General features: G+C 70.8%; 10 protein-coding genes and 1 pseudogene. 5 read left to right on the forward strand and 6 right to left on the reverse strand.

Annotated elements, in window-relative coordinates:
* Nucleotides 1–86 precede the first annotated feature (86 nt).
* A complete protein-coding gene (locus ABZT49_RS16570) occupies nucleotides 87–1,073 on the reverse strand; it encodes a Hint domain-containing protein (protein ID WP_355287197.1) in 987 nt (328 codons plus the stop codon).
* A gap of 485 nt (nucleotides 1,074–1,558) precedes the next feature.
* Here ABZT49_RS16570 and ABZT49_RS16575 point away from each other — a divergent pair, with 485 nt between their 5' ends.
* The 4 genes and pseudogenes from ABZT49_RS16575 (at nucleotide 1,559) to ABZT49_RS16590 (ending at nucleotide 6,101) form a co-directional block, all read left to right on the forward strand.
* Nucleotides 1,559–2,335 (forward strand): SDR family oxidoreductase, encoded by a 777-nt coding sequence (locus tag ABZT49_RS16575; protein ID WP_355287199.1) that lies wholly within the window; start codon nucleotides 1,559–1,561, stop codon nucleotides 2,333–2,335.
* Between the two features lie 622 nt (nucleotides 2,336–2,957).
* Nucleotides 2,958–3,589: pseudogene (locus tag ABZT49_RS16580) on the forward strand (LodA/GoxA family CTQ-dependent oxidase); the annotation flags it as partial.
* Between the two features lie 373 nt (nucleotides 3,590–3,962).
* A complete protein-coding gene (locus ABZT49_RS16585) occupies nucleotides 3,963–4,880 on the forward strand; it encodes a LodA/GoxA family CTQ-dependent oxidase (protein ID WP_355287201.1) in 918 nt (305 codons plus the stop codon).
* A gap of 120 nt (nucleotides 4,881–5,000) precedes the next feature.
* Nucleotides 5,001–6,101, forward strand: coding sequence for an FAD-dependent monooxygenase (locus ABZT49_RS16590; protein WP_355287202.1), 1,101 nt, complete (start codon nucleotides 5,001–5,003; stop codon nucleotides 6,099–6,101).
* Between the two features lie 12 nt (nucleotides 6,102–6,113).
* Here ABZT49_RS16590 and ABZT49_RS16595 read toward each other — a convergent pair whose 3' ends face one another.
* From ABZT49_RS16595 to ABZT49_RS16615, 5 genes are all read right to left on the reverse strand, one after another.
* A complete protein-coding gene (locus ABZT49_RS16595) occupies nucleotides 6,114–7,139 on the reverse strand; it encodes a TRAP transporter substrate-binding protein (RefSeq protein ID WP_355287204.1) in 1,026 nt (341 codons plus the stop codon).
* Between the two features lie 295 nt (nucleotides 7,140–7,434).
* Nucleotides 7,435–8,544, reverse strand: a complete 1,110-nt coding sequence (locus ABZT49_RS16600; RefSeq protein ID WP_355287206.1) for a zinc-binding dehydrogenase — start codon at nucleotides 8,542–8,544, stop codon at nucleotides 7,435–7,437.
* Nucleotides 8,541–9,413 carry a CoA ester lyase gene (locus tag ABZT49_RS16605; RefSeq protein ID WP_355287208.1) on the reverse strand — a complete coding sequence of 291 codons (873 nt, stop codon included), beginning with the start codon at nucleotides 9,411–9,413 and terminating at the stop codon, nucleotides 8,541–8,543. The genes ABZT49_RS16600 and ABZT49_RS16605 overlap by 4 nt, the downstream gene beginning before the upstream one ends.
* Nucleotides 9,410–10,582 (reverse strand): CoA transferase, encoded by a 1,173-nt coding sequence (locus ABZT49_RS16610; protein WP_355287210.1) that lies wholly within the window; start codon nucleotides 10,580–10,582, stop codon nucleotides 9,410–9,412. The genes ABZT49_RS16605 and ABZT49_RS16610 overlap by 4 nt, the downstream gene beginning before the upstream one ends.
* Before the next feature lie 147 nt (nucleotides 10,583–10,729).
* Nucleotides 10,730–11,662, reverse strand: a complete 933-nt coding sequence (locus ABZT49_RS16615) for a LysR substrate-binding domain-containing protein (RefSeq protein WP_355287212.1) — start codon at nucleotides 11,660–11,662, stop codon at nucleotides 10,730–10,732.
* 118 nt (nucleotides 11,663–11,780) lie between these two features.
* On the opposite strand from ABZT49_RS16615, the gene ABZT49_RS16620 reads away from it, so the two are divergent.
* Nucleotides 11,781–12,242: a RidA family protein gene (locus ABZT49_RS16620; RefSeq protein ID WP_204165396.1), complete on the forward strand. Its 462-nt coding sequence runs from the start codon at nucleotides 11,781–11,783 to the stop codon at nucleotides 12,240–12,242.
* Nucleotides 12,243–12,436 lie beyond the last annotated feature (194 nt).

Below are 12,436 nucleotides of genomic sequence, written 5' to 3' on the forward strand. Positions count from 1 at the left end.
AAGTCACGAGGGAGTAGATCGCCCGGGGGATCCGGACGATCGGCGAGGCCTCGCCCGGGCCCCGCCGGTGGGAGACCTTGCGCCGGTCAGGCGGCGATCCAGCCGAAGCGCCCGGCCTCGTCCCAGGCGCAGGCCTCGCCGAGGGACGCGGCGAACACGCCCGAGAGGCGCGCCCGCTCGGCGTCGACCACCGGCCCCTCGACCGCGACCGGCCGGCAGCGGGCGGTGAGGCCCGGCACGACGAAGTCGGGGTTGTGCAGGGCGTGATCGGAGGCGTCCTCGAAGAACGGCCGGTCGCCCCAGTCGAGGTAGCTCTCGGCGGGCAGGCCTTCGGCGAGCAGGATGTCGTGGGCGTCGAGCTCGACGTGCCAGTAGGTGACCGAGGCGACGGGCTCGCGGGCGATGCTGGTACCGTTGATCAGGCACATGATCGGCACGAGGTGGCCGCCCTTGCCGTCCGCATTCGCCCCGACGAGGACCGGGTGCCCGGGCGAGAGGGAAAGGTCGCGGGCGGGCAGCCCCGGCCCGAAGGCGCCGGCGCGGATCCGGACCGGCTGCTGGTGCGGGGGCAGGGCGGTGCCGGCGCCCGCCATGGCCCGATGCCCGATCCAGACGACCGGCCGCAGCGCGCCGGAGGCGGTCACGGCGCGATCGCCAACCCGCAGGTCCTCCACCGCGATCTCGCCGCGCAGAGTGCGGAGGCGGCTGCCGGTGACGAAGCAGACCGGTGCGTAGTCGGTCGGGGTGTTGTTGCCGTCGAAGGTGACGCGCTGCCGCGCGGCGAGCGCCGTGTTCGAAAGGACGTAGCGCGTGGTCTCGCCGTCAAGGTTGGTACCGGTGAACTGGATCATGCTCGGCGAATCGTACTGCGTCGCCGTGAGCGTCTTGGTCGTGGACGTGGTCTCGGCCGGGAAGATGCCGGTCGCCTGGACGGTGTCGCCGACCTTGGCGACCGTCCCGGTCACCGTGATGCTCGAAGTCGAGATGTCGTCGAGGCCGAACCCGGCCGAGGGCGCCCCGTCATCGGTCGCGACGAAGCCTGCCCCGTAGACGGTATTGTTGAAAACCGGCATCGCACCAACCTCCCGGTGATGTTGTTTTGATTGTCGTCGAGACGAAGCGGATCACGCGGAACGACATCCGCGTGAAGACATCCTTGTGAGGATACGGCCGCCCACCCAGTGCCTCGTGTCAGGACAGGTGGTGACGGGCACAGGGTAAGCACGCTTCGCGGCACGGCGACACCCGACCTTGTGGGGTACTTGAGTCATTTCCCTATGTTTGTGATGTAATTGATACATGAGGCCGGGCGCAGGCGCGCCTCTCTCAGCAATATCTCAATATCCTGGCATAAAAACTGGAAGATCTTCCCGGGGATATTGCCGGATTGTCCCGGCGTAGCCGTCTGCCCGTGCCAGTGGCTCGTCCACGACCGGCGGCGACGGTTCCCGAGGTCGTGGAAGGCTCTCGACCCCGCCGGTCTTCCGACAAGGACGCTTCCGGATCCGGCCGCCGTCGTCGACAGTGCGGGGACGAACGACAACGGGAGGACACGCGGATGCAACTCGGACTCGATGGCAAAGTGGTGCTGATCACCGGCGGCTCGAAGGGGATCGGCCTTGCCTGCGCCCGCGCCTTCCTCGACGAGGGGGCGCGGGTCGGGATCGTCTCCCGCTCGGGCGACAACCTCGACCGCGCCCGCGCCGCGCTCGGTCCCGTCGCGGGCTTCGCGGCCGACCTCGTCGACCCGGCTCAGGCGCTGGGCGCCCTCGACGCCCTGGAGGCGGCGCTCGGGCCGGTCGACGTTCGGGTGAACAGCGCCGGCGCGGCGAAGCGCGTGCCGCCCGGTGACCTCACGCCGGAAAGCTGGCGGGCCGCCTTCGACGCCAAGCTCTTCACCTACGTCAACATGTTCGACCCCGTCGTGAAGCGGATGGCCGCCCGCGGCACCGGCGTGATCGTCAACGTCATCGGCAGCGGCGGCAAGGTCGCGGCCCCGACCCACATCGCGGGCGGAGCCGCCAACGCCGCCCTGATGCTGGCGACCGCCGGCCTGGGCCAGGCCTATGCCGGCAGCGGCGTGCGGGTCGTCGGCGTCAGCCCGGGCCTGACCCGGACCGACCGGGTGGCGGAGGGCATGCAGGCCGAGGCGGCCGTGCAGGGCGTCGCGGTCGACGAGGCCCGGGCCCGGGCGGAGGCCGGCATCCCGCTCGGACGCATGGCCGAGCCGGAGGAGATCGCCGCGGCCATCGTCTTCCTCGCCTCCGCCAAGGCGAGCTACGTCACCGGCGTGACCCTCACCATGGACGGGGCGAAGGCCGCCACCGTCGTGTGATCCGGCGCCCGCTTCGCCGCGCGCGGCGCTGCAGCGTGGTGGGCGCCAAGGTCCAGCGGGAACCCGATCGGGGGGGGGTGAGGGTGAGCCGATCGACATGACACCCCTCGGGGTCATCCCGGGGCTCGGCGCAGCCGAGAACCCGGGATCCATAACCGCTGACGTTCGGGAGTCGAGCGATCCGCGTTCCGCCTCGTCCTGCACTGTCAGCGGTTATGGATCCCGGGTTCCGCTTTCGCGGCCCCGGGATGACAGGCAGGGTGTCATGTCGGCCTGCTCACGCGAGTCCGGCTCTTACATCTCTATCATGGAATGCGGCCGGGCAAACGATAGGGGAGGCGACTCGCTGTAAGAGCAAAGAAACATGCCGATAGGTATGAAATCAAATCGAACACTGCGATTGTCGTCATTTCTTGCACGAGGCTCGGAACAACATCGCTTCCGAATCGGGTCGACGCAAAAAATCGGCTCCGTCGCAAGAAGTATTTGCATTAAAACAAATATAATAGAAATCTGAATTTCATGATCGACGCATGCCAAGACGGCGCGGGGCGTCTATGACGGGGGTCGCGCCGATTCGTCCTGGACGGATGCGCGGTTTACGCCAGCAGGGTCGACCAACATGACAGCGGTTCCCGCTTCCTCGGCGTCCGCCGACGAGATCGTCAAGGCGGCGATCTATCCCTCGATCGGGATCGCCCGCGTCGGCAACAGCGAGAACGAGTGGTATCTCGGGCCGGAGGTGCCCGATCCGCTGCCGCGGCCGCCCGGCTTCTACCGGGACCACACCGGGGCCCTGAAGCGCGAGGCGGCGCGGTTCCGGGTCTACGGCCTCAACCAGGCCGGCACGATCGTGCGCGAGCTGACCGGCTCCGACGCGGAGGTCGCCTGGACCGTGCAGCTCGCCAATACCAAGGCGGCCTGGTACGGCTTCCAGCTGGCGCTCGACATCCCGGAATCCTGGGAACCGGGCGCGACGCCCACCACCCTGCGCAACCCGATGCAGCCGGACCGCTCGGCGCTCGCGATCACCCCGCGGGCACGCACGGTGTCGGGCCGGGAGCAGCCGGAGCAGGTCTTCGACGACGGGACTTCATGGGGATCCCGGTCGCGCTCGGGTCGATCCGGACCGACGAGGCCGGCCGGCTCATCGTCCTGGGCGGCCACGGCAAGTCCGCGTCCTATACCGGCGAGATGGCGGTGACCTTCGCCAACAACGACACCTGGCACGACGACGTCGCCGACGGCCCGGTCACCGCCACCGTCATGCTCGGCGGCCGGTCCCTGCCGGTCGAGCCGGCCTGGATCGTGGTCGCCCCGCCCAATTACGGCCCGTGCCGCAAGTCGGTGCGCACGCTGTGGGACCTGATGCGGGACGTCGCGGTGGCGAACCGCTGGCTGCCCAAGCCGAAGCGCCCGTCCTTCACCCACGACATCCTGCCGATCTTCGAGCGGATGGCCGGCCTGCAATGGGTCAACCAGGGCTTCGCCGCCGGCTTCGGCTGGAAGGGCGTGTTCGACCTCACGCCCGAGACGATCGCGCGCCTCGCCCGACCCGTCCGACCTCGAATGGCGTCGGGCGCTGGCCAACCAGTTCCGCACCGTCGCCCCGAACGGGTCGAACGGCATGCCTGCCGATGCGACCACCCGCGACAGCTGGTCGCCGGTGCCGTGGCCGTGGATCTACGGCGACGCCATGAACAACCCGCCGGCCCTCTCGCCGCGCCAGAACAGCAGCCTGAGCGCCTTGCAGCTGGAGCAGCTCGGCCTCTGGGCGAAGGGCGAGTTCGAGGCCGATTACGACCCGGCCCGGCCGGTTCCCCGCACCCTCGACGAGGTCCCGCTCGCCCAGCAGGGCGACACGCTGACCAAGGCCGCCCTCGATTTCTGCCTCGCCGACGCCTTTCATCCGGGCTGCGAGATGACCTGGCCGGTGCGCTGGATCGGCCTGTACCGCGCACCGTTCCGGTTCGCGCACGCCCCGGCCGGCTGGGTCGAGCCGGATTACGGCATGACGCTGACCTACGAGCGGGCGCTCGCCCCCACCGGCTGCCTCGGGCCCCAGATCGCCGGCGGCATCACCCGCTGGATGGCGGTGCCCTGGCAGACCGACACCGCGAGCTGCCGCTCCGGCTACGCCAAGGCCTACGACCCCTACGTGCCGACCTTCTGGCCGGCCCGGGTGCCGAACCAAGTCCTTACGCGCGAGGATTACGCCATCGTCAAGGATGAGCGCCGGCCGCTGGCGGAGCGCAAGGCCGCCTTCGCCCGCCGCGCGGACTGGAACGCCCCCCTCGACCTCGCGGCGACCTACGTGGCGCAGGTCAACACGATGATCGCGCATTTCGACAAGATGGGCGTGGTCGAGAGCCTGCCCGGCCCCGGGGACGACGCGTTCCCGGCGGTCATGGAGGTGCAGGACCTCACCGTCCCGGCGCGGCCCGGCATCCGGCTGCTGAAGCGGAGCGCCACTCCCGATCCGGAGGTGACCGACCTGTCCGACATCGACAAGGTGCGGCGCCTGCCGCCGCACCTGCACCGCTGAGCGGAAGCACGGCACGATCGCACCGTGATCGTGCCGTGCTTCAAGGTCTTCGAACTTGCCGCATCCCTTCGACGAACCGGATTCGACTTCGTCGGAACACACTCCAGGACCGGAGCCGCCATGACGACGGACCTCACCGCCGACATCGTGGTGATCGGGGCCGGCCCTGCCGGCGCCGCTGCGAAGGCGCTGCTGGCTCCCTCCTGCCGCACGCTGGTGCTCGACCGGGCGGAGGCGGGAGCGCCGCGGCCCGCCCGCATCGGCGAGGCGCTGCCGGCGGCGGCGCGCCGGCTCCTGCGCGACATGGGCCTGTGGGACGCATTCCTGGCCGAGGGCCACGCCCCCTGCCAGGGGGCCGACAGCCTCTGGGGCGGGCCGGACCCGGTCTCCGTCGATGCGATGCGCGACCTCGACGGGCCGGGCTGGCATCTCGACCGGGGGCGCTTCGAGGAATGGCTACGGGCCTGCGCCGCCCGGCGCGGCGCGGCCCTGGTGGCCCCGGCGAAGCTCGCCGGGCTCGCGCGCACCGGCGACGGCTGGCGGCTCACCGTGAGCCGGCACGGGCGCCCGCTCACGGTCGCGGCCCGCATCGTGATCGATGCCGGCGGGCGCGCCTCGCCGGTGGCCCGGGCCCTCGGCCGGCGCCGGACCCGTCAGGACCGGCTGATCTGCCGCTGGCTCCACGGATACGGCGCCGAGGGCCCGCGCCGCACGATGGTGGCGGCCGAGGCCGAGGGGTGGTGGTACACCGCACCTCTCCCGGCCGGGCGCCGGGTCCTCGCCTTCCATACCGACGCGGACCTCCCGGCGGCCGTCGCGACCGCGGACGCCCCGGATCTCCTGGCGCGCGCCAAGAGGCAGCCGGGCCTCGCCGACATCCTCGACGCGGCGGGTTTCGTGCCCGACGGGCCGGCGGGCTCCTGCGCGGCGCACAGCGCGCGGATCGACGAGGCCGCGGGCGAGGGCTGGCTCGCCGTCGGCGATGCCGCCCTGGCCTGCGACCCGCTCTCCTCGCAGGGGTTGCTCAACGCCCTCTACAGCGCCCTGACCGGCGCCGAGGCGGTGCTCCGGACCCTTGCCGGCGAGCCTGATGCACTCGGCGACTACCGGCGCGGGCTCGACGCCGTGGCCGGGGCCTACGACACCCATCTCCGGGCCTGGTACGGCCTCGAGACCCGCTGGGCCGACCGGCCGTTCTGGAGCCGGCGGCACGGAGGCTGAGGGCAGGGGCCTTCAGCCGAGCTTGCCGGCCGCGGTCTCGAGCAGGCCCATCGCCTCGTCGCCGAACTTCTTGCGCCATTCGGCGTAGAAGCCGCTCTTGCGCAATTCCTCCTTGAACGGCGCGGTGTCGACGTCGTTGAAGGCGAGGCCCTTCCCCACCAGCTCCTCGCGCAGCGAGGCGTTGAGCCGGGCCACATCCTTGCGCTCGTCCAGGCAGGCGGCGTCGACGGTGCGGGCGAACACGTCCTTGAGGTCGGCCGGCAGCTGGTTCCAGGCGCGGCGATTGATCAGGAACCACCACCCGTCCCACATGTGGTTCGTCACCGAGCAGTATTTCTGCACCTCGTAGATCTTGGCGGTGTTGATGATGACCGGCGGATTCTCCTGCCCGTCGACCACCCTGGTCTGCAGGGAGGAATAGACCTCGGCGAAGTTGAGGCTGGTCGGCGCCGCGCCGAGCGAGCGGAACAGCGAGGTCCAGAGCGCGCTCACCGGCACCCGGATCTTGAGGCCCTGGAGGTCCTTCGGCTCCTTGATCGGCCGCACGCTGTTGGTGATCTGGCGGAACCCGTTGTCCCAGATCCGCTCCATGACGACGAAGCCGGCCTTCTCGATCTGGCCGCGCAGGTGCGCGCCGAGCGGCCCGTCCATGCCGCGCCAGACCGCGTCGTAATCCGGGAAGGCGAAGCCGAGGCCGTAGATCGACGAGGTCGGGATGATCGTCGAGAGCACGTTGACGCCCGACAGCGCGAAGCATTCGAGCGCGCCGGAGCGCAGCTGCGAGAGCATGTCGCTCTGCCCGCCGAGCTGGTTGTTGGAGAAGATCTGGAGATCGACCCGCCCGTCGGTCTGCGCCCGGATGGCGTCGGCGGCCTTGCGGGCGTGGATGTTGATCGGATGGGTCTCGGGCACGTCGGTGCCGAGCTTGAACACGAACTCGGCGGCGCGGGCGGAGCGCAGCGGAAAGGCCGAACCGACTAGGCCGGCGCTGAGCGTGCCGGCGACCAGGGCGCGGCGCGAGAGAGGGGCGCTCGACATCGTTCCTCCTGAGGGGTTTTTTTGGTTGGCGGTGGGGGCCGCGGAGCGGGTGTTTTCTGTCTTCGACCGCGACCGCGAACGTGTTCGTCGAAGCTCCATCGTCATCCCGGGGCCGCGACAGCGGAACCCGGGATCCATAACCGCCGACGATTCAGGACGAAGCGGAGGGTGTTCAGATCGATCTTGCAGCCTCGGCGGTTATGGATCCCGGGTTCTCGCCGTCGGCGAGCCCCGGGATGACATCGAGGGATGTCGATGTGGGCTGCTGCAGGATGCTCCGCCGGTACAGCTTTCCTCACAACGCGATGATCGGCTTGATCTCCTCGAAGTTCTTCATCCGGTTCAACGCCGTATCGACCTCGTCGAGGCTGTAGCGTCCCGTCACCATCGTGTGGAACGGCACCTCGTGCTGGTGGTTCGCCACGAAGTTCAGCGCCTTCCAGTAGGCCTTGGCCTGACCGGAGAACGAGCCGAGCACCCGCAGGTTCTTCGCCACGATGGTGGAGGGCGCGATCGTCGTCGTCCCCTGTCCGAGCTGGCCGACCACGACGTAGGCGCCGCCGCGCCGGGCGAGGTCGAGACCCTCGCCGAAGGCGGCGGGGTGGCCGGTGAACTCCATCACCACGTCGGCGCCGCGCCCGTCGGTGAGCGCCCGGACCCGGTCGAGGCGCTCGGCGTGGCTCGTCGTCTCGATCGAGATCACCTCGTCGGCGCCGAAATCGCGGGCGAGCGCCAGCCGCGCCTCCGGTGCGCCGAGGGTGACGACCCGGCGCGCGCCCGAGACCTTGGCGACCGCGGTCGCCAGCAGCCCGAGGGGCCCGGCGCCCTGCACCACCACCGTGTCGGTCGGATCGACCCGGCCGAGGACGTCGAAGGCGTTCATCACCGAGCGGAAGGCGCAGCTCGCCATGCTGGCGAGCTCGTTCGGGACGGAATCCGGCACCTTCACCCGGCCGGAATCCGGCAGCACGTAGCCGTACTCCGAAAAACCGCCGAGCAGGTAGGGCGCGATATCCATCCGCTCGTACATGTACTTGCGGCTGTACTGGCACAGGGTCGGCTCGCGGGCGACCGTGCAGAAGTAGCAGCGCCCGCAGGCCGTGTGGGTCCAGGTGATGCGGTCGCCGACCCGCAGGGACTGGCCGACCGAATCCCGGTCGGTCCCGGCCCCCATCGCGACGATGCGGCCGACCATCTCGTGGCCGATGATCACCGGCAGATCGACCTTGAGGGCGAGCGAGCCCTGCCAGAGATGGACGTCGGTGCCGCAGATCGAGCAGGTCTCGATCTTGGTCAGGATCGTGCCGGGCTCCAATTCCTGCGGGACCGGCACCTCCTCGATGCAGACCGGGGCCTTGAACTCCCGCACCACGGCGGCGCGGCTGGTCTTCGGAAAGCGCATCATGACCGTTCCCCCGGTTGTCCCTCGGGCATCATCGCGAGCACGCGGCGCGCGAGCTTGAGGTGGGCGATGTCGATCATCCGCCCGTCGAGAACCGCCACGCCCGCGCCGCTCCCCTCGAGCAGCCGCAAAACCTCGCGCGCCCAGGCGACGCGCTCCGGGGTTGAGGTGAAGGCGGCGGTCACCGTCTCCAGCTGGCCCGGATGGATGCAGAGCTTGCCGGAAAAGCCGTCGGCGGCCGCCGCCTCGGTCTCGGCCTTCAGGCCGGCGGGGTCGCGGGGATCGGGAAACGGCGTGTCGATCGCCGCGACCCCGGCCGCGGCGGCGGCGATCAGCAGCCGGTCGCGGGCGGCGGCGACCGGCGCCGCGAGGCGGCCGTCGGGCCGGCGCGGGCTGATGCCGAGATCCGCCGACAGGTCTTCGGCCCCGAAGCAGAGGGCGCGCAGGCGCGGCGACACGCCGGCATAGTTCATGTCCCGAAGCGACTCCGCCGTCTCGGTCGCGAGCAGCAGCACCCCGACGGACCCGGCGGGCACGTGGCCCGCCGCCTCCAGCACGTCGATCTGACCGGCGAGCATCGCGAGGTCGGCCGGCGCGGTGCATTTCGGCAGCAGGATCGCGGCGGGCCGCGCCGGGACGATGGACGCGAGGTCGTCGAGGTACCAGGCGGTGCCGCGCGGGTTGATCCGCACGATCAGCGTGCCGGGCCGGGCGCGCAGCATCGCGGCGGCCTCCGCCCGCGCCGCGTCCTTGGCCGCGGGGGCGACGCTGTCCTCCAGGTCGAGGATGACGCCGTCGGCGCCCGATCCGGCCGCCTTCTCGACCTTGCGGGCCGAATCGGCCGGGGCGAAGAGCAGGGAGCGCAGCCTCATCGCGTGGTCTCCGTCCGGCCGAGCTCGGCGGCGATGTCGGCCTCGTCCTGGCCGAGGGTCGGGGCGAGGCGCCGGATTCGCCCGGGCGTGCGCGACAGGCGAGGGAAGGGCGCGTGCATCGGCACCGCGCCGTGCTCCGGATCCTCGACCTCGACGAGGACCCCGCGGCCCTTGACGTGCGGATCCTCGGCGAAGCCCGCCGGGTCGTAGACCGGGCCGACCGTGACCTCCGCCGCCTCGAAATAGGCGAGGTTGTCGGCGAGGTCGCGCCCGGCGATGAAGCCGCCGACGATCGCGTCGACCTCCTCGACGTTGTCGAGCCGGGCGGAGTTGGTGGAAAAGCGCGGGTCGGCGATCATCTCGGGCCGGCCGATCGCGCGAAACAGCCGGGCGGCCATCTCTTGCGTCGAGGCCGACAGCGCCAGCCACTCGCCGTCCCGGGTGCGGTAGACGTTGCGCGGCGCCGTGATGCTGACCCGGTTGCCGATGCGCGACGGCACCCGCCCGGTCAGCCGGTGGATCGCCGCGTCGGGCCCGAGGGTCGCGTGCAGCGGCTCCAGCAGAGACAGGTCGACGACCTGCCCGGCGCCGTCCGGGCGTTCCGCCACCCGCAGGGCCGCGAGGGTTGCGAAGGCCCCCGACAGGCCCGCGACCATGTCGGCGAGCGCGAGGTTCGGCAGGGCCGGCGGCTTGTCGGCAAAGCCGTTCTTGGCGGCGAAACCGCTCATCGCCTCGATGAGCGAACCGAAGCCGGGGCGTTGGGCGTATGGGCCCGTCTGCCCGAACCCGCTGACCCGGACGATCACCAGCCTTGGGTTGAGCCCGAGCAGGACCTCCGGCGAGAAGCCCGCCGCCTCCATCACGCCGGGCCGGAACCCCTCGATCATCACCTGGGCCGTCGGCACCAGCCGGCGCAAGGCGGCCTTGCCCTCGGGCTCGCGCAGATCGAGGCGGATCGAGCGCTTGTTGCGGCCGTAGACCTTCCACCAGGCCGGGATGCCGTCGTCCTGCCAGTGCCGGAGCGGGTCTCCCCGGTCGGGCTCGAGCTTGATCACGTCGGCGCCGAAATCGGCCAGTTGCAGGCTCAGCATGTTGCCGGCGACGAGACGCGAGAGGTCGAGCACCCGGATCCCGGCGAGCGGCCCGTCGGCGGCGGGCGCGGCGCTCATCGGCGGCCCCGGTCGAGAGCGGCGTGTCGACCCCAGCGCGTCCTGCGGACCATCGGTGCCTCCCTGGCGAATCTTGCTTGGGGAGTATCCTGTCCGAGGGAGCGGCCGCGATCGAGACGGATTTTTTAGGGTGGCTATCGGGAAAGCTTATGGCTCGGCCAGGACGGCGTTGCCCCAGGCGCCGCTCTCGACCAGACGGCGCACCTCCGCCACCATCAGGTCGGCCACGAGCGCGGCGGGGCCGGTCAGCGGCTGGTCGGCGGCGTGGCACAGGCCGAGCGGCCGGGTGATGGTCGGTTCGACGATGCGGATCATCGCCGGGCGCTGGGCCTCGTCGAGCCCCGACAGGCCGGAGATCGGCAGGATGGCGGCGGCGAGGCCCGAGGCGGCGATCCGGCGCGTGGTCGGCAGGCTGTCGACGTCGGCGATCACCGTGAGGGACAGGCCCTCGCGGGCGAAGGCCGCCTCGACCATCGTGCGCAGGGTGTGGGTCGGGCTCGGCATCACCAGCGGCAGGCGGGCGACCTCCCGCATGGTGATGGTGGCGGGGGTGTCTGCGCCCGCCTTCGTCACCAGAAAGAGCTCCTCGCGCAGGATCGGCTGCACGGTGAGCCCGGGGGCGGAGCGGTCGCGGTAGAGAATCGCGAGTTCGAGCCGACTCTGGGCGATCAGCTCGTGCAGGTAGCCCGACAGGCTCTCGAACAGCTCCGGCCGGATGCCCGGATAGTCGCGCAGGATTGTGCTCAGCAGCGGATGCGCCAGGATGGTCGAGACGCTGGTCGGCAGGCCGATCGCCACCCGCCCGATGATCGGCCCCGGGCCGGTGAGGTCGGCGACCGCCCCGTCCACCTGCCGCAGGATGGTGCGGGCGTGGCGGTAGAAGCGCTGGCCCGCCTCGGTCGGCCGCACGCCCCGGGCGGTCCGTACGAGAAGTTCGCTGCGCAAGGTCGCTTCGAGCTGGGCGATCTGCTGGCTCAGGGCCGGCTGGGCCACGTTGAGATGCGCCGCCGCCCGCGACAGGCTGCCCCAATCCACCGCGGCGACGAAGAAGCGGATCTGCTTCAGGGTGGGGGTGGACATGGCGGCGTTCCGCTCGTCTTGTTGGCCGGTGCCGGCAGGCGGAAGTGTTGCGATTCCGCGCGGGAAATCAACGGGTTTCCCGGCTGCACCGACATCATCCATCGACGAGGAGCGACCCGTGACACCCGAACAGAAGCTCGCCGAGCTCGGCCTGACCCTCCCGCAGGTGCCGGTGCCGGTTGCCAACTACGTGCCGTTCCGCATCGTCGGCGACCTGCTCTACCTCTCGGGCCAGGGCCCCAAGCGCCCCGACGGCACCTATCGCCCGGGCCGCCTCGGCCGCGACGCGACGATCGAGGAGGGCTATGCCGACGCGCAACTCGCCGGGCTGCAGCTCCTTGCTGTGGCCAAGGCGGCGCTCGGCGACCTGTCGCGGATCAAGGCGGTGGTGAAGCTGCTTGGCATGGTCAATGCCGAGCCCGATTTCGCCGATCACCCGAAGGTCATCAACGGCTGCTCGGATCTTCTGGTGAACGTGCTCGGCGATGCCGGCCGCCACGCCCGCTCGGCGGTCGGCATGGGCTCGCTGCCGAACCGCATGACGGTCGAGGTCGAGGCGATCCTGCAGATCGCGCCTTGAGCGATAAGCTCCGTGCCGACGCACCGTGAGCTGAAAAGCAAAAAACCCCGCCGGATTGACCCGGCGGGGTTTCTCGCATCCTGAACAGTATAGTCGTTCGCGACGAGGGAACGTATACGTGCTTGGCAGGTCTGGCGGTGACCGACTCTCCCGTGTCTTGAGACACAGTACCATGGGCGCTGGGGCGGTTAACG

Origin of the sequence: Methylobacterium sp. EM32, assembly GCF_040593685.1 — a bacterium.
Taxonomy (GTDB): Bacteria; Pseudomonadota; Alphaproteobacteria; order Rhizobiales; family Beijerinckiaceae; genus Methylobacterium.

Bases quoted from the DNA above. Each gene is read 5' to 3' on its own strand.
- ABZT49_RS16600 (WP_355287206.1), bottom strand. From the start codon at position 8,544: ATGATGCGCTTTCCGAAGACCAGCCGCGCCGCCGTGGTGCGGGAGTTC.
- ABZT49_RS16570 (WP_355287197.1), bottom strand. From the start codon at position 1,073: ATGCCGGTTTTCAACAATACCGTCTACGGGGCAGGCTTCGTCGCGACC.
- ABZT49_RS16595 (WP_355287204.1), bottom strand. From the start codon at position 7,139: ATGTCGAGCGCCCCTCTCTCGCGCCGCGCCCTGGTCGCCGGCACGCTC.
- ABZT49_RS16590 (WP_355287202.1), top strand. From the start codon at position 5,001: ATGACGACGGACCTCACCGCCGACATCGTGGTGATCGGGGCCGGCCCT.
- ABZT49_RS16575 (WP_355287199.1), top strand. From the start codon at position 1,559: ATGCAACTCGGACTCGATGGCAAAGTGGTGCTGATCACCGGCGGCTCG.
- ABZT49_RS16610 (WP_355287210.1), bottom strand. From the start codon at position 10,582: ATGAGCGCCGCGCCCGCCGCCGACGGGCCGCTCGCCGGGATCCGGGTG.
- ABZT49_RS16615 (WP_355287212.1), bottom strand. From the start codon at position 11,662: ATGTCCACCCCCACCCTGAAGCAGATCCGCTTCTTCGTCGCCGCGGTG.
- ABZT49_RS16585 (WP_355287201.1), top strand. From the start codon at position 3,963: ATGCCTGCCGATGCGACCACCCGCGACAGCTGGTCGCCGGTGCCGTGG.
- ABZT49_RS16605 (WP_355287208.1), bottom strand. From the start codon at position 9,413: ATGAGGCTGCGCTCCCTGCTCTTCGCCCCGGCCGATTCGGCCCGCAAG.